The following is a 23487-nucleotide window of genomic DNA, read 5'->3' on the forward strand; positions in this document are numbered from 1 at the left end:
ACCCTGCCGCGCGGGTGGTTGCGTCCCCCCGGCCCAAGCGTCCGACTCCAAACAGCCAGAGGCGCGGGCCCGCATTCCATGAGAATGGGTAGAGGAAACAACTGAATGCATGCAAGCAGCAATGACGGCACGCTCAAGCGTGGCCTGAAGAACCGGCATATCCAGCTGATCGCGCTGGGCGGCGCCATCGGCACCGGCCTTTTCCTGGGCATCGCCCAGACCATCAAGATGGCGGGACCCTCGGTCCTGCTGGGCTACGCGATCGCCGGCATCGTGGCGTTCTTCATCATGCGCCAGCTCGGCGAGATGGTGGTGGACGAGCCGGTCGCCGGCTCCTTCAGCTACTTCGCCGACAAGTACTGCGGCCACTTCGCCGGCTTTCTCTCCGGCTGGAACTACTGGGTGCTGTACATCCTGGTGAGCATGGCCGAACTGTCCGCCGTCGGCATCTACGTGCAGTACTGGTGGCCGGAAATCCCGACCTGGGTCTCGGCGCTGGTGTTCTTCCTGGTGATCAACGCGATCAACCTGTCGAGCGTGAAGTCCTTCGGCGAGATGGAATTCTGGTTCTCGATCATCAAGGTCGCGGCCATCATCGGCATGATCGGCTTCGGCGGCTACCTGCTGATGTCGGGCAATGCCGGCCCGCAGGCCAGCGTGGCCAACCTGTGGCAGCACGGCGGCTTCTTCCCCAACGGCATGGGCGGCCTGGTGATGGCCATGGCGGTGATCATGTTCTCGTTCGGCGGGCTCGAGCTGGTGGGCATTACCGCAGCGGAAGCGGATTCGCCCGAGAAGACCATTCCCAAGGCCACCAACCAGGTGATCTACCGCATCCTGATCTTCTATGTGGGCGCGCTGGCAGTGCTGCTGTCGCTGTACCCGTGGGAGAACGTAGTCACCGGGGGCAGCCCGTTCGTGCTGATCTTCCATGCGCTGAACAGCAACTGGGTTGCCAACGTGCTGAACGTGGTGGTGCTGACCGCGGCGCTGTCGGTCTACAACAGCGGCGTGTACTGCAACAGCCGCATGCTGTACGGCCTGGCCCAGCAGGGCAATGCGCCCAAGGCGCTGCTGAAGGTCAACAAGCGCGGCATCCCGCTGACGGCGCTGGCCTTCTCGGCGCTGGCCACCGCGGTGTGCGTGGTGATCAACTACTTCATGCCGGGCAAGGCCTTTGAGCTGCTGATGGGCCTGGTGGTGTCGGCCCTGATCATCAACTGGGCCATGATCAGCCTGATCCACCTGAAGTTCCGGGCCGACAAGCGCCGCGCCGGCCAGGCCACGAAGTTCCAGAGCTGGGGCTACCCGCTGACCAACTACCTGTGCCTGGTGTTCCTGGGCGGCATCCTGGTGGTGATGTACCTGACCGAAGGCCTGCGCCTTTCCGTCTACCTGATCCCGGTGTGGCTGGTGGTGCTCGGCGTCAGCTACCTGGTGCGCCAGAAGAAAGCAGCCGCCTTGCTGCAGGACGGCGTCGCCGCCCAGCAGTTGCGCTGAACGGCCAGTGCGGCGCCTGCAAACCGCGGGCGCCGCCGGTTAGAATCCTTGCTGCGCGGTGCCCGGCGCCTGCCTGCGCCACGCAGCAGCCCTCTCCGACCTGATTCCATCGCATCCCATGTTCGCACACATCGAAGCCTTCCCTGGCGACCCGATCCTCTCGCTCAACGAGGACTTCCAGAAAGATCCCCGCACCGACAAGGTCAACCTGAGCATCGGCATCTACTTTGACGATGACGGCCGCCTGCCGGTGATGCAGGCGGTTGCCAAGGCCGAGGCCGCGCTGCTGGCCGACATGGGCCCGCGCCCCTACCTGCCGATGTCGGGCCTGGCGGGCTACCGCAGCGCGGTGCAGGCGCTGGTGTTCGGCGAAGACTCGCCGGCGCGCGCCGCCGGCCGCATCGCCACGCTGCAGACGCTGGGCGGCTCCGGCGCGCTGCGCGTGGGCGCGGACTTCCTCAAGCGCTACTACCCGCAGTCGCAGGTCTGGATCAGCGACCCGAGCTGGGAAAACCATCGCGTGGTGTTCGAGCGCGCGGGGTTCACGGTCAACACCTACCCGTACTACGACGACGCCACCGGCGGCCTGAAGTTCGACGCGATGATGGAAGCGCTGCGCGCCATCCCCGCGCAGAGCATCGTGCTGCTGCACGCCTGCTGCCACAACCCGACCGGCGTGGACCTGAACCAGGACCAGTGGCGCCAGCTGATCGCGCTGGTCAAGGCCAACAACCTGCTGCCCTTCGTCGACATGGCCTACCAAGGCTTCGGCGCCGGCCTGGAGGACGACGCCTTTGCGATCCGCGAACTGGTGGCGCAGGACGTGCCGTGCCTGGTGGCCAATTCGTTCTCGAAGAACTTTTCGCTGTATGGCGAGCGCTGCGGCGGCCTGAGCGTGTTCTGCAACACCGCCGGCGAAGCCGCCAACGTGCTCGGCCAGCTGACCGGCGCGGTGCGTGCCAATTACAGCAACCCGCCGACGCACGGCGCGCGCGTGGTGGCCAAGGTGCTCACCACGCCCGAGCTGCGCCAGCTGTGGGAAGAAGAACTGGCCCAGATGTGCGGCCGCATCGCGCGCATGCGTGAAGCGATCCACCACAACCTGCGCGACCATGTCAGCGGCGAGGCGCTGTCGCGCTACCTGACGCAGCGCGGCATGTTCACCTACACCGGCCTGAGCACCGACCAGGCCGAGCGCCTGCGCGAGCAGCACGGTGTCTACCTGCTGCGCTCCGGCCGCATGTGCGTGGCCGGCCTGAACGAGCGCAACGTGGGCATCGTGGCGAAGGCCATCGGCAGCGTGCTGAAGGGCTAAGCCTTTCCGGTTTCGCAAACAATGCCAGGGGCGGCGCCATTGTGCGCCGCTTTTCTTTTTGCTGGCCGGCTGGCGCGAGCGTAATTTCTACAAGCCCACGTGGAGTTATGACGCACGCGGCGGCCCCGCTTCCCTGCCACTGCTGGTACAAGCCTGCCCCGCCGACGGGCACCGAATTTGCTGTCCTTCTTGCTGCACTATCAGGCGCGACGCCATCCCCGTGGTGCCGCCCAGTCCACAAGAGGCCAGCACGATGTCCGAACACAAGGAGCCCTCCCGGCGCGATGCCACCGCGCCCGCAGGCAGTGCCGCGCGACCCGTCACGCTCAGGATCAACGGCCAGTCCCACACCCTGCAACTCGAGCCACGCGCCACATTGCTCGACACGCTGCGCGAAGTGATGCACCTGACCGGCACCAAGAAAGGCTGCGACCGCGGCCAGTGCGGCGCCTGCACGGTGCTCAGCGACGGGCGCCGCATCCAGGCCTGCCTGACGCTGGCGGTGATGCAGGAGGGCCGCGACCTTACCACCATCGAAGGCCTGTCCGGCGGCAACGCGCTGCACCCGGTGCAGGCAGCCTTTGTCGCGCATGACGCACTGCAGTGCGGCTTCTGCACGCCGGGGCAGATCTGCTCGGCCGTCGGCATGCTGGCCGAGGCGCGCGCCGGCGAGGCCAGCGCGGTGCGGCCGCTGGCAGCGCCCACGCTGCCGCTTGGCGACGACGAGATCCGCGAGCGCATGAGCGGCAACCTGTGCCGCTGCGGCGCCTATCCCAAGATAGTCGCCGCGATCCGCGAGGCCGGCGGCAAGCCAGGCGCGCACTGAGGCCGCGGCATGCAGCCATTCTCCTACGCGCGGCCCGACACCATTGACGAAGCGCTGCGGCTGGGCAGCCAGCCGGGCGCGCGCTATATCGGCGGCGGCACCAATCTGATCGACCTGGTCAAGGCTGGTGTCGAAACGCCGCGACAGCTGGTCGACGTGAGCCGCCTGCCGCTGGCGCGGGTCGAGGCGCTGCCAGACGGCGGCCTGCGCATCGGCGCGACGCTTACCAACACCGACGCGGCCAACCTGCGGTTGGTGCGCGAGCAGTACCCGCTGCTGGCGCAGGCGCTCTTGTCCGGCGCGTCCGGGCAGCTGCGCAATATGGCCACCGTCGGCGGCAACCTGCTGCAACGCACGCGCTGCCACTATTTCTACGACACGGGATTCCCGGCCTGCAACAAGCGCAAGCCAGGCTCGGGCTGCGGTGCGCTCGACGGCATCAACCGCATGCACGCGATCCTTGGCGCGAGCGAGCATTGCATCGCCGTGCATCCGTCCGACATGTGCGTGGCGCTGGCCGCGCTGGAGGCCGTCATTGTCGTGCGCGCGCCCGGCGGCGAGCGCCGCATCAGGATCGCCGACTTCCATCGCTTGCCGGAAGACAAGCCCGAGATCGACACGACGCTGGCGCCCGGCGAACTGGTCGTGGCGCTGGAACTGCCGCCCTCGCCCTACGCCGCGCATGCGCACTACCTGAAGGTGCGCGACCGGTCCAGTTTCGCCTTCGCGCTGGTCTCGGTGGCCGCGGCGCTGGAATTTTCCGGCCATACCGTGCGCAGCGCGCGGATTGCGCTGGGCGGCGTGGCACACAAGCCCTGGCGCGTGCCCGGAGCCGAGCAGGCGCTGACCGGCCGGCCGCTGAGCGCGCACAGCGCGGCAGAAGCCGCCCGCCTGTTGCTCGACGGCGCCCGGTCGTATGAGCACAACGCCTTCAAGGTCGGGCTGGCGCAACGCGCCGTGGTGCGCGCGCTGCAGGTGGCAGCCCGCCCGCAAGGCGCCTGAAGGAGCATTGCAATGAGCGTTACCGGCGCTCCCATCGACCGCACCGACGGCGTGCTCAAGGTCACCGGCCGCGCACGCTACACGGCCGACCATGTCCTGCCGGGACTGGTCCACGCGGTGATGGTCACCAGCACTATCCCGCATGGCAAGGTGGAATCGATCGACAGCGCCGCGTGCCAGCAGTTGCCCGGCGTCCGGCTGGTCATGACGCCCTTCAACGCGCCGAAGCTGCCCAGGGGCGGCAAGGCCGGGGCAGATACGCCGACCGCCGGACACGTAATGACGCTGCTGCAGGACACCGCGGTCCACTACAACAACCAGCCCATCGCCGTGGTCGTGGCCGATACGCTGGACCAGGCGCGCGATGCGGCGGCGCGGCTGGTGGTCCGCTACCGCGAGCAGCCGGCCGTGCTGGATTTCGCGCAGGCGCGCCTGCACGCCGCCAGGCCGCGGGGCGAAGACGCTGGCGAGGCCGACAGCCATCGCGGCGATGTCGACGCCGCGCTGCATTCAGCGAGCGCGACGGTCGACGCGGTTTACACCACGCCGATGGAGCACCACAACCCGATGGAACCGCATGCCACCATCGCCGCCTGGGACGACGACAACCTGACGCTGTACGACTCCACCCAGTACGTCAGCGGCGTGCGCAAGGCGGTAGCGGCCACGTTCGGCATCCCGGCCGGCAAGGTGCGCGTGCGCTGCCCCTTCGTCGGCGGCGGCTTCGGCTGCAAGGGTTCGATGTGGTCGCACGTGGTGCTGGCGGCCATGGCGGCGCGCGCGGCCGCCAGGCCGGTCAAGCTGGTAATCGAGCGCGTGCAGATGTTCGGGCCGGTGGGCGCGCGGCCCGTCACCGAACAGCGCGTACTCGCCGCTGCCGGCGGCGATGGCCGCCTGCAGGCGATGCGCCACGACGTCGTCATCGGCAGCGCGCAGCTCGAGGAATGGCTCGAGACTTGCGCCGTGCTGACGCGATCGCTCTACGCATGCCCCAACCTGCAGACCAGCCACCGGGTGGTACGGCTGCAGGTCGGCACCATGACCTTCATGCGCGCGCCGGGCGAGGCTCCGGGGAGCTTCGCATTGGAGTGCGCGCTGGATGAGCTGGCCGATCGGCTCGGCATCGATCCGCTTGAGTTGCGCCTGCGCAACCACGCCGATACCGATCCGCACAAGCAGATGCCCTTCTCCAGCAAATCGCTGCGCGAATGCTATCGCGTGGCGGCCGAGCGCTTTGATTGGTCGCGCCGCAATCCGAAGCCGCGTTCGATGCAGGCCGGCGGCAAGCTGGTGGGCCTGGGAATGGCCACCGCCACCTACCCTGCCAACCGTTCGGCCGCGAGCGCGCTGGCGCGCATCCTGCCGGACGGGACCGCGCTGGTGCGCAGCGGCTCGCAGGACCTTGGCACCGGCACCTATACCGTGATGACGCAGGTGGCGGCCGACGCGCTCGGCCTGCCGCTGGAGCGCGTGCGCTTTGAACTGGGCGATACGGATTTTCCGGAGGCGCCGGTCTCGGGCGGATCGCAGTCGGCAGCCAGCGTCGCGCCGGCGGTGCAGCAGGCCTGCGCCGCTGCGCGCGGCAAGCTGGTGGCGCTGGCCGTGGCCGATCCCGCCTCGCCGTTCTACGGCGCTCGCCCGGATGACGTGGAGGTCGTGGACGGCTGGCTGCGGCTGCGCAGCGACCCGTCGCGCCGCGAGCCGGTCGGCGCCGCCGTCACGCGCGCCGGCGGCCAGCCTGTCGAGGCCCACGCCAGCGCCAGGCCGGGCGATGAGCGCAAGCAGTACTCGATGCACGCCTTCGGCGCGGTCTTTGCCGAAGTGCATGTCGATCCCGACCTGGGCGAGGTCCGCGTGCATCGCGTGGCCGGCTGCTACGACGTGGGCCGCGTGCTGAACCGCAAGACAGCGCATAGCCAGCTGGTGGGCGGCATCGTCTGGGGCATCGGCATGGCGCTGCATGAGAAAAGCGAACTGGACCTCGCCACCGGCCGCGTGGCCAATGCCAACCTCGCCGAATACCATGTACCGGTCAGCGCCGACGTGGGCGAGATCGACGTCGACATGCTGGACGGGCACGACCCGCATATCAATGCGCTGGGCACCAAGGGCATCGGCGAGATCGGCATCGTGGGGGTCGCCGCCGCCATTGCCAATGCCGTGTACCACGCGACCGGACGGCGCGTGCGCGACCTGCCGCTGACGCCCGACAAGCTGCTGGACTGACGGCCGGACGGCACGCCGGTGGTTGCGCAAGCGGCCTTCCGATGGAGAGATGTCGCCACGGGGCAGTGCCCGCGACCTGTCTGTCCGCGCCGCGGGCCTGGAGGCTGCCGTGAACGTCCCCACCCTGAAGCGTCCGTCCCCGTGCCTCGCCGCCCTGCTGGCGGCTTCTTGCGCAGCGCTCTTTCCCGCCGCGGCGTGCCCCCAGACCCCGGCGCCTCTGGCTGAATGGCAATTCTCTGCCGGCGTCCCGCTGCAGAAACTGTTCGAGGACGACATCCCGGACTGGCAGGTTCGACTGGGCGCCGCGGCCATGGTACGGCCGCGCTATGACGGGTCGTCCGAATATATCTTCGTGGGCGGTCCCAGCATTGATATCTGCTACCGTGACCTGGCCTTTGCAATGATCGGCGAAGGGATTGGTGTCAACGTGCTGCGCGGCAAGAACTGGCGCGCCGGCATTGCGCTGTCGTACAACTTTGGCCGGCGCGGGCAAAACGAATCGCCGCACCCGGATGGCATGGGCAATATCAATCCCGCGCCGGAAGGCAAGCTGTTTGCGGAATACGCCGTGTCCAGGGAATTCCCGCTGGTGCTGCGCATCGACGCGCGCCGCAGCCTCGGCGGCCTAAAGGGGCGAAACCAGGGCATATCAAATATCTACCAGATGCAGGCCGCAGGACAAAAAACAAAAAAACAAAGACCTCAATGAAAATCCCGACTCCCCACCATCAACCTCCCCAGCAAAGGACTAAGATCCACCAGTTCCTTAGCCACAAGGTGCCGCACGTCCCCCTGCCGCTGCCAGGTCCCCACTACCCCCAGCAACGTAGCCCCCAACACCTCCTTCCGCTGCCTTTCCACCAGATCCGGCCATAAGATCAGATTGACCGTACCAGTCTCATCCTCGATCGTCGCAAAAATAGTTCCACTGGCCGTAGCAGGCCGCTGCCGCACCGTGACAATCCCGCAAGCCCTCACCCGCCGCCCATTGCCACAGCGCTGCAGCTGACTCGCGGTAGCAAACCGCATCGCCTTCAACCTGTCCCGCAACAACGCCAGCGGATGCGACTTGAGCGAGAGCCCGAGGCTGGCGTAGTCCGCCGTCACATCCTCTCCCAGCCGCGGCGCGGGCAGCACGAGCGCATCTTCCGCCGGCGGCGCCTCGTACAGCAGATCGCGGTGCGCCGCATGCTCGGCCGCCGCGCGTGCCTGCCACCGCGCCTGCCGACGATGACCCGCAAGCGGCGCCAACGCGTCTGAAGCGGCCAGCACGTCGATATCATGCCGATCCAGCGCGGCACGCAGCGCCAGGTCTTCCACACTGTCGAACGCACGCTGCGCACGCGCATCCTCGATCCGCCGCGCGGCCTCCTCGCGCATGCCCTTGGCGCGGCTCAGGCCGAGGCGCACGCGCGGATGCGTTTGCGCGGCATCGGCCTCCACCGGCTCCAGCGTGCTTTCCCACCGGCTCGACGTGACGTCCACCGGCAAGACCACCACATCATGCCGCTGCGCATCCTGCACCAGCTGCGACGGCGAATAGAATCCCATCGGCTGGCTGTTCAGCAGCGCGCACAGGAAAGCCGCCGGATGGTGGCATTTGAGCCACGAGCTGACATACACCAGCTTGGCAAAACTGGCCGCATGGCTCTCCGGGAAGCCGTATTCGCCAAACCCCTCGATCTGCTTGCAGATCGCCAGCGCAAACGATTCCGGATAGCCATTGCCGGTCAGCGCGCGCACCAGCGCGTCCTGGTGCTGGCGCAGGTCGCCGCGCCTGCGCCACGCGGCCATCGAGCGCCGCAGCTGGTCGGCCTGTCCCGGCGAGAAACCGGCTGCGTCGATGGCCAGCTGCATCACCTGCTCCTGGAAGATCGGCACGCCCAGCGTGCGGCCCAGCACCTTCTCGATCACGGCGTTGAAGTAGACCGGCGGCTTCTTCGTCAAGCGGAACGCCTCGCGCCGCTTCAGGTAAGGGTGGACCATGCCGCCCTGGATCGGGCCGGGGCGCACGATCGCCACTTCCACCACCAGGTCGTAATACGCGCGTGGCTGCAATCGTGGCAGCATCGACTGCTGCGCGCGCGATTCGATCTGGAACACGCCGATGGTGTCGGCCTTGCAGATCATGTCGTAGGTTTCCGGGTCTTCCTTGGGGATGTCTTCCATGCGCGCCGGCAAGCCCGCACGCGTCTTGTCAGGGTTGGGGATCATCTCCAGCGCACGCCGGATCGCCGACAGCATGCCCAGCGCCAGCACATCGACCTTGAGCAGGCCCAGCGATTCCAGATCATCCTTGTCCCACTGGATCACGCTGCGGTCCGCCATGGCCGCATTCTCGATCGGCACCAGCCGCGACAGCTTGTGGCGCGCAATCACGAAGCCACCCACGTGCTGCGACAGATGGCGCGGAAAGCCGCGCAGCTGCGCGGTCAGGCTGGCCCACTGCTGCACTGCCGGCGAGTCGGGATCGAGCCCGTAGCGCGCGATCTTCTCCACGAAGCCGGGGCCGTCCCACCAGGCCTGGCCCTTGACCACCTGCTCGACCACGCTGGCGTCGATGCCCAGCGCGCGGCCAACGTCGCGCAGCGCGCTGCGCGAACGGTAAGTGATCAGCGACGCCGCCAGCGCAGCACGGTGGCGGCCGTACTTCTGGTAGATGTACTGGATCACCTCCTCCCGCCGCTGGTGCTCGAAGTCGACGTCGATATCGGGCGGCTCATCGCGCTCGCGCGACAGGAAGCGGCCGAACAGCAGGTTGGCCTGCTCGGGACTGACCTCGGTCACATACAGGCAGAAGCACACCAGCGAGTTGGCGGCCGAACCGCGGCCCTGGCACAGGATGCCGTTGGCGCGGGCAAAGCGCACGATGTCGTGCACGGTGAGAAAGAAGGGCTCGTACTGTTTTTCCTCGATCAGCTGCAGCTCTTCCTCCAGTTGCTTTTCCCATTCCGGCTTCAAGCCATTGGGAAAACGTTCGGCCTTGCCGCGCTTCACTTCCTCGCGCAGGTAAGAGATCGGCGTGAAGCCCGGCGGCACCAGCTCCTCGGGATATTCATAACGCAGCATGCCCAGCGAGAAATCACACTGCGCGGCAATCTTCAGCGTCTGCGCCAGCGCATCGCGCGGGTACAGGCGCGACAGCACCTGGCGCATGCGCAGGTGCTGCTCGGCATTGGGCGCCAGCGCCATGCCGCATTCGGCCAGCGGCTGGCCGAGCCGGATCGCGGTCATCACGTCCGACAGCGGCTTGCGCGAGCGCACGTGCATGGTGACCGCGCCGGCGGCGGCCAGCGGCACGCCGGTCTGCGCCGACACGGCTTCCAGGCGCGCGCGGTGCAAGCCGTCGGCATGGCCTTGCAGCAGTTCCAGTGCGATCCATGCGCGCTCGCCGAAGACGTCGCGGCACCACTGCGCCTGTTCGCGCAGCAGCTCGGGATCGGCGCAATAGTCGGGCAGCAGCAGCGCCAGGCAGCCCGGCATGCCGCGCAGGTGGGCTTCGTCGCCGGTCGGCGCGGCGATGTCCTCGGGGTGCAGCCGGTAGCTGCCCTTCTGCGCGCGGCGGCGGCCCAGCGTGATCAGCTCGGACAGGTTGCCGAAGCCGTCGCGGTGCCGGGCGATCAGCACCAACCGCAGCGGGGGGCGGTCGGGGCGGTCGGAGCGATCCGCAGGCGGCAGGCTGAAGCGGCTGCCAATCAGCAGCGCGAAGCCGTCGGCGGCGGCGGCCAGCGCCTGCAGCCGCTGGTGGCGGCTGGCGTGCGCGGCAGGGTCGTCCTCGCCGGTATCGGCGTCGCCTTCGGGATCGAGCAGCGGCTCGTCGATGTCCGCCTCCGCGCCGCGCGCCGCGCTGCGTGCCACCGCGTCGTGCAGGCGCTTGCGCAGCGTCTGGATCGCATCGTGCGCGCGCGCGGTGCCGGCCACCGAGCATTCATCCGTCAGTGCCAGCCCGCGGTAGCCCAGGCCGAAGGCGCGTTCGATCAGCTCGCCCGGGTGCGAGGCGCCGGTGAGGAAGGTGAAGTTGGAGATGCAGTGCAGCTCCACGTAGTCCGGCAGCGCCGGCAGCAGGCCGGGCAGCGAAGGGATCACCGGCGTCATGCGAACAGCCCGTGCAGGAACCAGCGGTACTCGCTGCCCTCGTCCGCGCCGTGGCCGGGGCGCTCGCGATAGATCCAGCAGCGCAGGCCGTCGGCGCGCTCGGCGATGAAGTAATCGCGCGTGGCTAATGCACCGTCCCACCAGCCGGCCTCGATGCGCTCGGGCCGGCTCAGCAGCGCCAGCGGCCCGCCGTGGCTGGGGCGGTGCTGCTGCACCGGCAGCGGCAGCGGTTGCGGCAGCAGCCACAGCGGGCGCTCCGGCAGCGGGCCGGGCATGCCGCCAGCCTTGCCACCGGGCTGCGGTTCGTCGACCGGCACCCAGCGGTTGGCGCGCTCGGGACGGTGGTCGGCCAAGGGCCGCGGCTGCAGCACGTTGTCACGGCCCAGCCGCGCCATCAGCGTATCGAGCAGGCGGCCCAGGTCTTCCGGCGAGCCGCCGGGCTCTGGGAACAGCGCGTCGCTCTGCGGCACGCAGGCCTGCATCGCTTCCACGCGCAGCGCCAGGCCGGTGACCGGGGCGTGGAAGTTGAGCTTGTCGAGCTTTTCGCGCAGCAGCCGCGACAGGTGCGCGGGATCGCGGCTGGGCTGGGCGAGGCCGAGCGCGACCGGCGTCCCTTCGGTATCGACGCCGCGCCGGTAGCGCTCATGCTCCAGCACCAGCGCGCAGCGCGTGACGCCGGCCTGCAGCAGCGCCAGCCAGCCGGCCAGCGCCAGCAGCAGGCGCTGCGCGCCGGCCAGCACGCCTTCGGCGGATTCGATGCGCCCGGGCAGGTCCATGCGCTGCGCGAACGTGGGCGGCGCCGCGTACCAGGCAAAGCGCGCCGGGGCCTCGCCATAGGCCTGGTCCAGCCGCGCCAGCAGCGCCGGGCCCAGCCGCCGGGTCAGGCCGGCGCGCGGCAGGCGCCGCACCTCGCCCAGCGTGCGGCAGCCGATGCCGTCGAGCCAGGCCGGGTCGGCCAGCGTGTGCAGCGCCTCGACCGGCAGGCGGTCGAGCAGCCGGTGCAGCCGCGCCATGCCCACCGCCCGGCGCGCGGGCCGCACCACGCCGCGGCGGGTGCGCCGCAGCGGCTGGCGCGCCAGCCAGGCGGCGCCGTGCGCGGTCGGGCCGCTGCCCACCTGGGCAATGGTGCCGAGCTGGCGCACGCAGGCGCGCACCGCGCGGCACAGCGCGCGGTGGCCGCCAAAGAGGCGCAGGCTGGCGGTGACGTCGAGCATCACGGTGGCCGCTTCCGGTTCCTCGTCGAAGGTCACGGCCGGCGTGAAGCGCAGCAGCGCCAGCGCCACCGTTTCCATTAGCGCCTCTTCCGCAACCAGGTCGCGTTCCAGCTGCACGATGTCCGCCGACAGCGCCTGCACGCCGCCGCGGCGCATGCCGTAGCGCACGCCCAGCTGCATCGCGGGACCGTTGGCCAGCACCACCTGCTCCTGCGCCATCACCGCCACCGGCAGCGCATGGTGCAGCGTGCCGGTGACGGAGGATGGGCTGGAGGCAGCCGGCTCAGGCCAGTTGGGCTGCAGTGCGTCCAGGGGCAGGCGCGGCAGGTGCACCGCGATCCAGTACGGCATCGGTAGAAGACTGAGAAGACGAAGACACAACGGAAGGCGCGGCGGCCGGGGCGCCGGCGGGCACGGGCCAGGCGGCCGTGCGCATGGCTGCCTCCATCCCGCCCAGGCGCAGCAGCAACGGCGTATCGCGCACCGGCCCGCGTCGCTTGTGGAAGGTGATCGACAGCACATTGCCAGGCTGCGGCGCCAGCAGCAGGCGCAGCACCGCCGGCGACGACTCGCGCAGCGCCGCGGCCGGGCGCAGCGCCCACACCACCGCGTCGCCGGCTTGGGCCAGCACCTGCAGCCGGCGCAGCGCCTCGGGCCGGGCCGCGGGCAGCCACACCAGCACGCCGCCGAAGGCCTGGCTGCGCAGCACCTGCTCGGCCGCCCACAGCATGTCGGCCTGTTGCGCAGCCTTGGCCGCGCCGGCTGGCGGGCGCAGCCAGTACAGCTGGCGCGCCGGCAGGCCGGCCGCGGCCAGGCCCATGGCATTGGGCAAGCAAGGCGGCGCCACCAGCGCGATGCGGCGCCCTGCCCCGGCCAGCACGCGCAGCGCCGGCAGCAGCAGGCGCAGTTCGCCCGCGCCGCCCTGCGTGGTCAGCAGTTCGGTCAGTCCGCCCGCCGGCCAGCCGCCGCCCGGCAGTTCGGCCGAGAGCGCGTCATACCCGGTCGGGCACACCGCGGCGCTGCCGGCACGGCCAAGCTGGCCGGCGCGCCACAGGCCGGGATAGCGCTGCTCGAGCGCCGACAGCGCCTGCTGCCGGGTAGCGTGGGCTGCCGGGGCTGCCGGGGCTGCCGGGGCTGCGGACCTGGCCGGCGTCGGCGCAGGGAAAAGAACGCCCTCCGCCGCCATGGGCGGGGCTGCGTACGATTGCGCAGGCATGTGAAGTCGGTGTCGCTCGCGGGAAGCGAGGAAATAGGATATTTACGATAACTGTATATTTATACAGTATCGAGGCAAGCGCAAGGGGTAGACGCGCGAAGGATGCCAGGGTGGTGCGCGGAGCACCGGAGGAACGGATCGGGCGGACGGGCTCCGCCTCCGAAGAAGAGAAAGGGGCGCGAACGCCCCGTGGGCCTACTTCAGGTATTTCATCGTGGCAACGCCGGTCGCCACCAGCAACTCCTGGTCAAGCCAGACCTCGGCACGCGAAAAGAAAATCGAGCGCCCGCGCCGATCGACGGTGCCCTTGGCCGTCAACACACTGCCCGTGCCGTTGCTCAGGAAGTTGGAAGTCAGCGACAGCGTCACCGCATGCCGCGCCGCCTCGCCCGGCGCCGAGAATAGGCCGGCATAGCCGGTGGCGGCGTCCAGCAGCGTGCAGATCGTGCCGCCATGGACCACGCGGCTGCGGTTCAGCATGCTGGACGTGACCGGCAGTTCAAGCTCCACGTAATCGGGGCGCCACTGCGTGATGCGGACACCGATGCTTTCGAGGGCGGGATTGTCGAGAGAGAAACCGCCGCCGGCGCCACCCTCCATCACGATTTCCGTTGCTTGGATTTTCATTTCACTGCTCACCACGGCTAAATTTGTCCAGGCGGTATTTCCTCGCGATTCGCGGCCCCAAACAATTCCGATTTGGCGAACAGCCACTTTGGCGTGCACGAAGCGCGCGGGCCAGTGCCGGCCCGCGCGCGCACTTCCGTCAGGGCTTCTTCGGCCGCACCGCGTCGGCGGTGCCCTGGATAAATGCCTGGATCTTGACCACGTCCTCCGCCGTCAGCTTGCCGGTGAAATCCGGCATGCCCTTCTGCACCAACGGCCCGTTGAACAGGATCTTGTCCAGGTGCTCGATCATCGGCGCGCCGACATAGGCCAGGTTGGGAATATTGCCGCCCTTGTCGACACCCGGCACGCCATGGCAGAAGACGCAGTTGTTGACGTAGAGCTTCTGCCCGTCGGCGACCTTGGCCGGGTCGTATTTCACCCCGCTCAGCAGCGGCGCCATCGCGTAGGGCGCCGACTCGGGCATCGGCTTCTTGCCGTTGAGCACAAAGGTGTAGACCCGTCCCGGCGCCTGCCTGTCGCTGCCGCGCTGGCTCAGGCCATACACGCCGCCCCAGCCCACCGCCACCGACACATACTGCTTGCCGTCGAGCAGGTAGGTCACCGGCGCCGCCACCACGCCGGAGCCGGTCGGCGCCTGCCACAGCTTCTCGCCGGTGCCGGCGTGATACGCCACCAGCCGCCCGTCCGCCGTGCCCTGGAACACCAGGTTGCCGGCGGTCGCGAGCGTGCCGCCGTTCCACGGGCCGGCATGGTCCTGGTGCCATACCGCCTTCTGCGCCAGCGGGTCCCACGCGATCAGCCGCCCCATCGGCTTGCTCCTGGGGGGCTCGGCATTGACCAGCATGCCCAGGTTCCAGCCCACGCCGCGATGCGCCTCGGGAGAGTCCTTCTGGTTGTGGGCCCACTCCTTGTTGTCGGCCAGCGTCAGCGGCACGTGCTGCGCCGGGATAAAGGCCAGCCCCAGCTTCGGGTGGAACGACATCGAATGCCAGTTGTGCGCGCCGAACGGCCCCGGCACGATATCCGCCGGCTTGCCCGAAGTGTCCGACTGCGGCGTCTCGATCGGCCGGCCGTCCTTGTCATAGCCCGAGGCCCAGTTGACGTCGACGAAGTTCTTGGCCGAGATGAACTTGCCATTGGTCCGGTCGATCACGAAGAAGAAGCCGTTCTTGGGCGCGTGCAGGATCACCTTGCGCGGCTGGCCGTCGATCTTCAGGTCGGCCAGGATGATGTCCTGCGTCGAGGTGTAGTCCCAGTTGTCGCCCGGGGTTTCCTGGTAGTGCCAGACGTATTCGCCAGTGTCCGGGTTCAGCGCCACCACGGAGGCCGCGTAGAGGTTGTCGCCGCCCTTCGGGCTGCGCAGCTTGCGGCTCCACGGGCCGGCGTTGCCGGTGCCGATGTACATCAGGTTCAGGCCGGGGTCGAACGCCATGGTGTTCCAGACCGTGCCGCCGCCACCGTTGACCCAGTACTTGCCGCTGGGGTCCCAGGTGGCCGCGGCCTTTGCCATGGCTTCGTTCTCGAAGGGCCTGGCGGGGTCGCCCGGAACCGTGTACCAGCGCCATTGCTGCTTGCCGGTCTCGGCATCGTAGGCGGTGATGTAGCCGCGCACGCCGTACTCTGCGCCGCCGTTGCCGATGATCACCTTGCCCTTGTAGACGCGCGGCGCGCCGGTGATCGTATAGGACTTGCTGCGATCGACGATGGTGTCCTGCTCCCACACCTTCTTGCCGGTGGCGGCATCGATCGCCACCAGCCGGCCGTCGAACGCGCCGACGAAGACCTTGCCCTGGTACAGCGCCACGCCGCGATTGACCACGTCGCAGCAGCCCTTGTAGGCCTGGTCGCGCGGTACCTGCGGGTCGTAGGTCCACAGGCGCTTGCCGGTGCGCGCGTCGATGGCATGCACCACGCTCCACGGTGCGGAGACGTACATCACGCCATCGACCACCAGCGGCGTCGCCTCCACGCCGCGCGTCGATTCCAGGTCGTAGGACCAGGCCAGCCCCAGGTCCTTGACGTTGCCCGCGTTGACCTGCTCGAGCTTGCTGAAGCGGGTCTCGGCGTAATCCAGGCCGTAGCTGGGCCAGTTCGGCGTGCCGGCCTCGTTGGCGCGGATCGCGGCGCCGTCCACGCGCGCGGCGGCGTTCGCCGGCTTGTGCGCCTTTTTTGCCGGGCGGGGAGCGGCGTTGCCTTCGGCGCCGAATGCCATCGGCGCCGGCAGCGCCACGCTGGCCGCGGCCACCATGCTCACCAGCAGGCGTTGCTTGTTGCTATGCATCTTGGTCTCCTCTGTCTTCTTAATTGATTTGGCGTGTCAGAACACCGACCTCCATGAAGCGCCCATAGCGAATAATGCCTACGTCCGAATCCAGGTTGCCGCCGGCGACGCCGTTGCCACCCGCATAGACGCGGTCGCGCTGCGCGACTTCCGGTTTTCTTCTTGCCTGTGTCGCCCGCCGCGCAGCGGGCGTGGCCGCGTCAGCAGGCCTGCGCGCGCGCGATATTGATCACGCTCAGTTGCGCATACTCGGCCAGCCCTTCCGGCCCGAATTCCACGCCGACGCCGGACTCCTTGGCGCCCACCAGCGGGATGTGCGGGCCGAAATGCAGGTGGTGGTTGACCCATGCCGTACCCACGTCGAGACGCCACGCCACCCCATAGGCGCGCTCTTCGTCGCTGGACCACACCGAGCCACCCAGCCCATACGGCGTACCGTTGGCGCGCGCCACGGCCTCGTCGATGCTGTCGAACTTCAGCACCGGCAGGATCGGCGCGAACTGCTCCTCGGTCACCAGCTCGCTCTGGTCGGTCAGGTCGCGCACGATGGTCGGGGCGACGAAGTAGCCATCGCCCTTGAGCAAGGCGCCACCCGCCAGGATCTTGCCGTCGCGGCGCGCGCTGGCCAGGAAGCGGTCGGCCTTGTCGTACTGCATGGCGTTCTGCAGCGGGCCCATCGTGACGCCTGCTTCCGCGCCATTGCCTACCACCGTGCGCCCGGCCAGGTCGGCCAGCGCGTCGCACAGCGCGTCATGGACCGACGCATGCACGTACAGCCGCTTCAGCGCCAGGCATACCTGCCCGCAGTTGTAGAAAGCGCTGCCGAAGATCTTCGGCGCGATTTCCGCCACGTCGGCATCGTCGAGCACGATGGCCGCGTCGTTGCCGCCCAGTTCCAGCGTGATGCGCTTCAGCCCCGGGCCGGCGCTTGCCATCACCTTCTTGCCGGTCGCGGTCGAGCCCGTGAACGAGACCTTGGCCACGTCGGGGTGCGAAGTCAGGTAGCTGCCCAGGTCATTGGCATCGGTGATGATGTTGACCACGCCCGGCGGCAGCAGGTCGGACAGGATCGCCCCAAGCTGCAGCGTTGCCACAGGTGTGGTCGGCGCGGGCTTGAGCACCACGGTATTGCCCATCAGCAGCGCCGGCGCGAGCTTGTAGGCAGCGATCAGCACCGGGAAATTCCATGCCGCGATGGCGGCCACCACACCCAGCGGCTTGTGGTGCAGCTCGATGCGGTGGGTGGCGTCGTCCTGCACCAGCGATACCGGCAGCTCCAGCCCGGCGATATGGCGCACGAAGGCTTCGGCGAACTGCAGTTCCTGACGCGCCTCGGCCAGCGGCTTGCCCTGCTCCAGCACCAGCGTGGCGGCCAGGTCCTCCGCGTTGCCGTGCAGCGCGTCGGCGAAGCGCAGCAGCAGCGCGCGCCGCTGCGGCAGTTCCAGCGCGGCCCAGCCCGGCTGCGCGGCCTTGGCGGCGGCGACCGCCGCAGCAGCCTCGCGCTCGGTGGCGCGCGACACCGTGGTGAACACCTTGCCGGTGGCGGGGTTGACCACGTCGAGCGTGGCGCTGCCCTGCACGATTTTTCCGTTGATCAGCAGTCCTGCATTGCCGTGCATCGCTTGTCTCCTCATGTTGTTCCCTGGTTGGAATGCGATGCCCTGCAACGCAAGCGGCGTGCCTGCCGCACAAATCGCGCACCTGCGCTTGTCTTTGCGCCAGTTGCGCATGGCAGCGTGGTTGCGACGCTGCCCCTGTGTGTCGCAATCTGATCCAATGTCTCGATACAGGCAAGACACGCCATCAAGGAAAAACCCCCGCCGCCACGGCGTGGCGGGCGGGGGTCATGAGGGATCGGCGGACCGGTCTAGCGGATCTTGGCGCGCGCCATCTTGCGGTACAGCGTTGCGCGCGAGATGCCGAGCGCGCGCGCGGCTTCGGAGCGGTTACCGCTGAGCTCGTCGAGGGTGCGCTGGATCAGCGCGTCCTGCGCCTGCGCCAGCAGCATCGGCTGGCCCGCCGCGGGCAGGATGTCAGTCACTGCCACGCGCGTTGCAGCATCCAGCCAGCTTTCGTCCAGGTGCTCGCGCCGGATTTCCTCGCTGAGGCCAGACAGCGCCACCGCAGTGCGCAGCACCTGGTGCAGCTCGCGCACATTGCCGGGCCAGGCATGCGACATCAGCAGCGCCATCACATCGGCATCGAGCGCCTTGCGCCGGCCGCGCGCCAGCGTCTGCAGCATCGCCGCGATCAGCTCGGGCAGGTCGGTGCGGTCGCGCAACGCCGGAACGCGGATCGCCATGCCGTTGATGCGGAAATACAGGTCTTCACGGAAGGCGCCCTGCCGCACCAGTTCCGGCAGGCTGCGGTGCGTGGCGCAGATCACCGACAGGTCGACCGGGATCGGCTTGGCCGCGCCGACGCGCGTGACGCAGCGCTCCTGCAGCACGCTCAGCAGCCGGGTCTGCAGTGCCAGCGGCATGTCGCCGATCTCGTCGAGGAACAGCGTGCCATGGTTGGCCTGCTCGATCTTGCCCGCGCTGCCGCCGCGGCGGCTGCCGGTAAAGGCGCCGTCGGCATAGCCAAACAGCTCGGCTTCGGCCAGCCCTTCGGGAATAGCCGAGCAGTTGATCGAGACAAAGTTGCCGTCCGGCCGGCTGCCCTCATGCAGCGCGCGCGCCAGCATGGTCTTGCCGGTGCCGGTCTCGCCCAGCAGGATCACCGGCACCTGCGCGCCGACCGCCATGCTGGCCTTGTCGAAGGCGCGCGCCAGCGTGGCATCGGCAATGAGGTGGCCGGCCAGCGGACCGGCGTCCTCGGCGCGTGGCGTGGCGCCACGGGAACGCGCACGTTGGGTTTCGCTCGCCGAGACATGCAGGCGCGCGCCGGCGACCGTGCGCACGACGCTTTGCACCGCGCCTCCGGGGCCATGCATGCCTTCGGCAAAGACGCTGCCGAGATCGATCGCGCCGATCTCGGCGCTGCCGAGCCGCAGCATATCGCGGGCGGTATGGTTTGCCGCCACGATCACGCCGTCGGCGGACACCGCCACGATGCCTTCCGCCGGCGTATGCAGCATGCGGCGGTCGTGGTGCAGGCGCACGATGCAGCAACCGGGCAGCCGCTCAAAGGTGCGATTGCCGATCGACGTGGCCGCCGCGCGCACATGGTTGATCGCGTAGGCCGGCAAGTCGACGCCGAAGCCGGTGATATCGAGCACGCCGATCAGGCGGTCATGGCAGTCATAGATCGGCGCGGCCGCGCAGACCACGTCGACCAGTTCGTGCAGGAAATGCTCGCCGCGACGGATTTCGACGGCACTGCCGCCCTCCGCCAGCAGGCAGCCGGGTGCGTTGGTGCCGATGCCGGTCTCGCAGATGCGCCGGCCATGCTGCAGCGGCGACGGCCCGCCAGGCCCAGCGCCCAGGCGCCCGTGGGAGGACACGATCACGCCTTCGGCATTGGTACACAGCACGATCCACTGCTGCGACGGAAAGGCGCCGGCCAGCACTTCCATGTCGGCGCCGGCCAGTTCGATCAGGGTCCGGTTCTCTTCTTCGCTGCGGCGGACTTCGCTGTGCGTGATGACATCCGAAAACAGCATGCGCTGCTCGGGACGCACGCCCGCACGCGCGGCACGCTGCCACGAACGCACGATCAGGTCGGACACCAAGCCGGCGGGGACATCCTTGCCATCGAGGAAGTCCCGCCGCGCGACGTTGGCATCGCACAGCAGGCTTGTCGGTGCAGGGGGCATTGCCTTGTCTCCAGTGGTCGGCGTCGCGCGGTGCCGCGAGGCGGCGGTCTGCGGCGATGCCGTGGCACGCCTGGCCGTCGTTGCGGCCGGGTCATCTATGCGCGCCGGACTGTGCTGCGGTGGTGGCGGCGCGAACTGGAAAGGTACTTTAAGAGAGCCCTCGGGCGAATTCAAGCGTTGTGTAACAGGTTTGGCGAGGCTGTCTCAGGATGAGGCGGGGAGTGTCTCAATATGAGACATGTGGGTTACGAAAGCTGCGCAGACAGGCGGCGATAACACCGATGAAGGTCTTACCTACAGTTTTTGATGCCGAATTCAATATGAAACCCATCAAGACGCCCGACGACCGAAACGTGCTGTACGGCCCCGCTGGCGACCTCGACATGACAGCCATGCAAGGCAAGGAGGTGACCGTCGGTATCGCTCTTCCGGCCGGAATGGGTCAACAAGCCCTACATCGGCGGCTATCACATTGCCAGGGTTACTGGTCCCGCCAACCAGGAAATCTGGTGTGACAAATGGGGCCGGGTGCGCTGCGAGTTCGCCTGGGACCGCTTCGGCAAAGACGACGAGAACAGTTCCTGCTGGATTCGGGTGTCCAACTTTGCCTCGGGCGACCGCTTCGGCAACACACATCTGCCGCGCATCGGGCAGGAAGTCATCGTCGCCTACCTCGCCGGCGATCCGGACCGACCTATGATCGTGGGGGTGGTCAACAACCAGTTCAACCTGCCGCCGTGGGACCTGCCCAACCAGCTTGCCTTGTCCGGCTACCAGAGCAAGGAGCTCTACGGCGAAGGCCGCAACCAGACGCTCTACGACGACACGCAGGGCCAGCAGCAGGTGCAGGTGGCGCGGACCATCAGAACAGCCTGCTGGCCCTGGGCCACAACGTCCGGGTCAACGACTGGGAGGGTCGCAAGGATAAGCGGGGCGAGGGCTTCGAGTTGCGTACCGACGCGCATAGCGCCCTGCGCGCCGCACTTGGCATGCTCGTCACAACTTTCTCGCGCCTGAACGCCGAGGGCAACGCCATGAACGTACGAGATGTCGTGCAGTTGCTCGACAAGGCCCAGGGCATCGCCGCCACCCTGGACCAAGCTGCTCGTGATGGTCGATGGCGACGTGCTGACGAAAAGCGCTGCGATCCGAGATTACGCGCCCATGGACGATGTACTGGTCGAGCCTGCACCGGAAATGATCCCTTACCTGAAATCCACCACCTCGGCCAAGGCCGTGGACGACTTTGCCTTGCGCGAGAAGGCGGCTATCGAGTTGTTCGACAACTACATCCACGACAGCCGCGCCTGGTTCCGTGTGCCGCACTTCCATGAGTACGCGCCGGGTGGCTACGGGTGGGCGCGGACCTTCTTTGTTGGCGACAACAAGGCCGTGCGGCACCTCGGTATGAAAACAAGGGGTGTGCTGGACAAACTGCAGGATACTGCCCGGTCCGTCGAGCGGGAAGTCGACGCCGCCAAGGCCAGGGCGATGCAGGCAGTTGGGGATGCGGCAGGACGCGCAGTGGATGCCGCCCGGGATGCAGTGCTCGAGCAAGGGATGAAGGCTATCGACAGGATCATTCCCTCGGGAATCCCGACACCACGACTATGAATGACGACCGTCGTGGTGCGACGGCACCTTTCAACGCCGGACGAAGCATGACGACTTGGCTCGATCAGGACGACCCGCACCGAAGAAGAAACGGCACGGGGCTATAGTCGTCTGCCAAGCAAGCGGTGACTTCCTGCTACTGCAGTACCGGCTTGCCAATGGCTCTGGAGATCAGTCCGGCAGCGGCAATGACCTTATCCAGATCCACCCCCGTCTCCATCCCCAGGCTCGCCAGACGCTGCAGCAAAGCCTCGGTCGCCACATTACCGGTCGCGCCCTTCGCATACGGGCACCCGCCAAGCCCGGCTACGGAAGCATGGAAGATGCGGATGCCGGCTTCCAGGCTCGCCTCGACGTTGGCCAGGGCATGGCCATACGTGTCGTGGAAATGCCCGGACAGCTGCGCCAGCGGGAATTCGGTGGCCGCGGCCAGCATCACGCTCTTTACCTTGTCTGGCGTGCCCACGCCGATGGTGTCGGCGATATCGATCTCGTCGCAGCCCAGCTCTCGCATGTGCCGGACCACGTCGACCACGGCATCGACCGGCACCTCGCCCTGGTAAGGACAACCCAGTGCGCACGACACGCTGGCGCGAAGCCGCACGCCCTTCGCCTTGGCGGCCGCGGCCACGGGCTCGAAGCGCGCCATCGACTCGGCGATCGAGCAGTTGATGTTCTTCTGCGAGAACGCCTCGCTGGCCGCGCCGAAGATCACGACCTCGTCGGCGCCTGCTGCAAGCGCGCCTTCCAGGCCCTTCATGTTCGGCGTCAGCGCGGAGTAGATGGTGCCGGGGCGCCGCCTGATCGCGGCCATGACCTGCGCTCCGTCAGCCATCTGCGGCACCCACTTCGGCGAGACGAACGATGCCACTTCGATATTGGGAAAGCCCGCGTCGGTGAGCTGGTCGATCAACGCCACCTTGGTCTCGGTGGGGATCAGATTCTTCTCGTTCTGCAGGCCGTCGCGTGGGCCGACTTCAACGACCTTGACCTTGTCCGCATGCATCTGCCGGATCTCCGTAAAAGTATCAGGTACCGAACGCCAGCAGCTGGGCGCCTTCGGTGACCTGCTCTCCAACACCGTAGAGCACTTCGCTGACCACGCCGTCGGCCGGCGCGCTGATGGTGTGTTCCATCTTCATTGCTTCCATCACCAGCAGCGGCGTGCCGCGCGTGACCGTGCTGCCCGCCTCGACCATCACGGCGATGACCTTGCCCGGCATCGGCGCGGTCAGCTTGCCGCCCTCGCCTTCGGCCTCGCCGGCGTGGGACAGCGGATCGATCCAGCCCAGCAGCACCTGGCGGCCCGCGGAGAACACGTGGAAGTCGTCCGCCTCAGCATGAACATGTCCATGCACGCGGCGCGTGCCGAGGTCGATTCGGATATCGTCGGCCTTGCATACCGCGGAGAACGGCACGGACTGTCCGGCGTAGGCCAGCGTGCTGCCGCGCGCATTGACCTGCAGCGTCACGTCGAGCACCTGGTCGCCATAGCCGAAGCGCAGTTGCCGCGACGCGCCGCTGTTGAGCCGCCAGGCGCCGCCGTGAGTCCATGGCGAATGCCGGTCGGCAGCGTCGATGCGCAGTTCGCGCGCCTCGCGGTCCAGCAGCGCGGCGACCGCCAGCGCGACGGTGTCGATACCGATCGGCTCGGGCTGCGGGAACAGCTCGCTCTCGTTGCGCTCGATCAGCCCGGTGTCGAGATCCGCCGTACGGAACGCCTGCGACGACACCAGCCGCTGCAGGAAGGCGACGTTGGTCGACAGTCCGACCACGTGATACGCCGCCAGCGCCTGCCGCATCCGCGCCAG

Annotated in this window: 17 protein-coding genes and 2 pseudogenes; 10 read left to right on the top strand and 9 right to left on the bottom strand. The window is 68.2% G+C overall.

Features of this window, described 5'->3' with window-relative positions; genetic code table 11:
* Nucleotides 1–105 precede the first annotated feature (105 nt).
* The 6 genes from IPF36_RS05130 to IPF36_RS34520 all read left to right on the top strand — a co-directional run bounded on the left by IPF36_RS05130 (nt 106) and on the right by IPF36_RS34520 (nt 7578).
* Complete coding sequence (locus IPF36_RS05130) at nt 106–1500, top strand: amino acid permease (protein ID WP_133093323.1); 1395 nt, start codon at nt 106–108, stop codon at nt 1498–1500.
* 118 nt (nt 1501–1618) lie between these two features.
* Nucleotides 1619–2815 carry an amino acid aminotransferase gene (locus tag IPF36_RS05135; protein WP_195427456.1) on the top strand — a complete coding sequence of 399 codons (1197 nt, stop codon included), beginning with the start codon at nt 1619–1621 and terminating at the stop codon, nt 2813–2815.
* Nucleotides 2816–3068: 253 nt separating this feature from the next.
* Entirely contained in the window at nt 3069–3641 is a 573-nt protein-coding gene (locus IPF36_RS05140) for a (2Fe-2S)-binding protein (RefSeq protein WP_135703860.1), read from the top strand.
* 9 nt (nt 3642–3650) lie between these two features.
* A complete protein-coding gene (locus IPF36_RS05145) occupies nt 3651–4643 on the top strand; it encodes a xanthine dehydrogenase family protein subunit M (RefSeq protein ID WP_135703859.1) in 993 nt (330 codons plus the stop codon).
* A gap of 12 nt (nt 4644–4655) precedes the next feature.
* Nucleotides 4656–6869 (top strand): xanthine dehydrogenase family protein molybdopterin-binding subunit, encoded by a 2214-nt coding sequence (locus IPF36_RS05150; RefSeq protein ID WP_195427457.1) that lies wholly within the window; start codon nt 4656–4658, stop codon nt 6867–6869.
* A gap of 109 nt (nt 6870–6978) precedes the next feature.
* On the top strand, nt 6979–7578 hold the full coding sequence (locus IPF36_RS34520) for a MipA/OmpV family protein (RefSeq protein WP_368671116.1): 600 nt from the start codon (nt 6979–6981) through the stop codon (nt 7576–7578).
* Here the strand turns inward: IPF36_RS34520 and IPF36_RS05160 are convergent.
* The 7 genes from IPF36_RS05160 to IPF36_RS05190 all read right to left on the bottom strand — a co-directional run bounded on the left by IPF36_RS05160 (nt 7572) and on the right by IPF36_RS05190 (nt 20062).
* A complete protein-coding gene (locus IPF36_RS05160; protein ID WP_195427458.1) occupies nt 7572–10964 on the bottom strand; it encodes an error-prone DNA polymerase in 3393 nt (1130 codons plus the stop codon). The two genes, IPF36_RS34520 and IPF36_RS05160, sit on opposite strands and share 7 nt — an antisense overlap.
* The gene (locus tag IPF36_RS05165; RefSeq protein WP_195427459.1) at nt 10961–12529 is read right to left on the bottom strand and encodes a DNA polymerase Y family protein; all 1569 of its coding nucleotides are present in this window, start codon (nt 12527–12529) and stop codon (nt 10961–10963) included. The genes IPF36_RS05160 and IPF36_RS05165 overlap by 4 nt, the downstream gene beginning before the upstream one ends.
* On the bottom strand, nt 12462–13394 hold the full coding sequence (gene imuA / locus IPF36_RS05170; protein ID WP_195427460.1) for a translesion DNA synthesis-associated protein ImuA: 933 nt from the start codon (nt 13392–13394) through the stop codon (nt 12462–12464). Before imuA ends, IPF36_RS05165 begins: the two co-directional genes overlap by 68 nt.
* A gap of 195 nt (nt 13395–13589) precedes the next feature.
* On the bottom strand, nt 13590–14021 hold the full coding sequence (locus IPF36_RS05175; RefSeq protein ID WP_240745773.1) for a PaaI family thioesterase: 432 nt from the start codon (nt 14019–14021) through the stop codon (nt 13590–13592).
* Between the two features lie 139 nt (nt 14022–14160).
* Nucleotides 14161–16305 (bottom strand): PQQ-dependent dehydrogenase, methanol/ethanol family, encoded by a 2145-nt coding sequence (locus IPF36_RS05180; RefSeq protein ID WP_255519678.1) that lies wholly within the window; start codon nt 16303–16305, stop codon nt 14161–14163.
* Nucleotides 16306–16505: 200 nt separating this feature from the next.
* Nucleotides 16506–17924, bottom strand: coding sequence for an aldehyde dehydrogenase family protein (locus IPF36_RS05185; protein WP_195427461.1), 1419 nt, complete (start codon nt 17922–17924; stop codon nt 16506–16508).
* Nucleotides 17925–18172: 248 nt separating this feature from the next.
* The gene (locus IPF36_RS05190) at nt 18173–20062 is read right to left on the bottom strand and encodes a sigma-54-dependent Fis family transcriptional regulator (RefSeq protein WP_195427462.1); all 1890 of its coding nucleotides are present in this window, start codon (nt 20060–20062) and stop codon (nt 18173–18175) included.
* Nucleotides 20063–20343: 281 nt separating this feature from the next.
* Between IPF36_RS05190 and IPF36_RS05195 the strand changes: the two genes are divergently transcribed.
* From IPF36_RS05195 to IPF36_RS05205, 4 genes and pseudogenes are all read left to right on the top strand, one after another.
* Nucleotides 20344–20577, top strand: coding sequence for a hypothetical protein (locus IPF36_RS05195; protein WP_195427463.1), 234 nt, complete (start codon nt 20344–20346; stop codon nt 20575–20577).
* A pseudogene (vgrG, locus tag IPF36_RS34525) lies at nt 20534–20854 on the top strand (type VI secretion system tip protein VgrG); the annotation flags it as partial. The gene IPF36_RS05195 and the pseudogene vgrG, both read left to right, overlap by 44 nt.
* A pseudogene (locus tag IPF36_RS35060) lies at nt 20800–21108 on the top strand (type VI secretion system Vgr family protein); the annotation flags it as partial. The pseudogenes vgrG and IPF36_RS35060, both read left to right, overlap by 55 nt.
* Nucleotides 21109–21172: 64 nt before the next feature.
* A complete protein-coding gene (locus IPF36_RS05205; RefSeq protein WP_195427480.1) occupies nt 21173–21676 on the top strand; it encodes a hypothetical protein in 504 nt (167 codons plus the stop codon).
* A gap of 136 nt (nt 21677–21812) precedes the next feature.
* On the opposite strand, the gene IPF36_RS05210 is transcribed toward IPF36_RS05205, so the two are convergent.
* Entirely contained in the window at nt 21813–22682 is an 870-nt protein-coding gene (locus IPF36_RS05210) for a hydroxymethylglutaryl-CoA lyase (protein WP_195427464.1), read from the bottom strand.
* A 22-nt stretch (nt 22683–22704) separates the two neighbouring features.
* On the bottom strand, nt 22705–23487 hold a 783-nt coding region (locus IPF36_RS05215; protein ID WP_304524020.1), incomplete at its 5' end, for a biotin/lipoyl-containing protein.

It is taken from the genome of Cupriavidus sp. IK-TO18, assembly GCF_015549295.1.
Classification (GTDB): domain Bacteria; phylum Pseudomonadota; class Gammaproteobacteria; order Burkholderiales; family Burkholderiaceae; genus Cupriavidus; species Cupriavidus oxalaticus_A.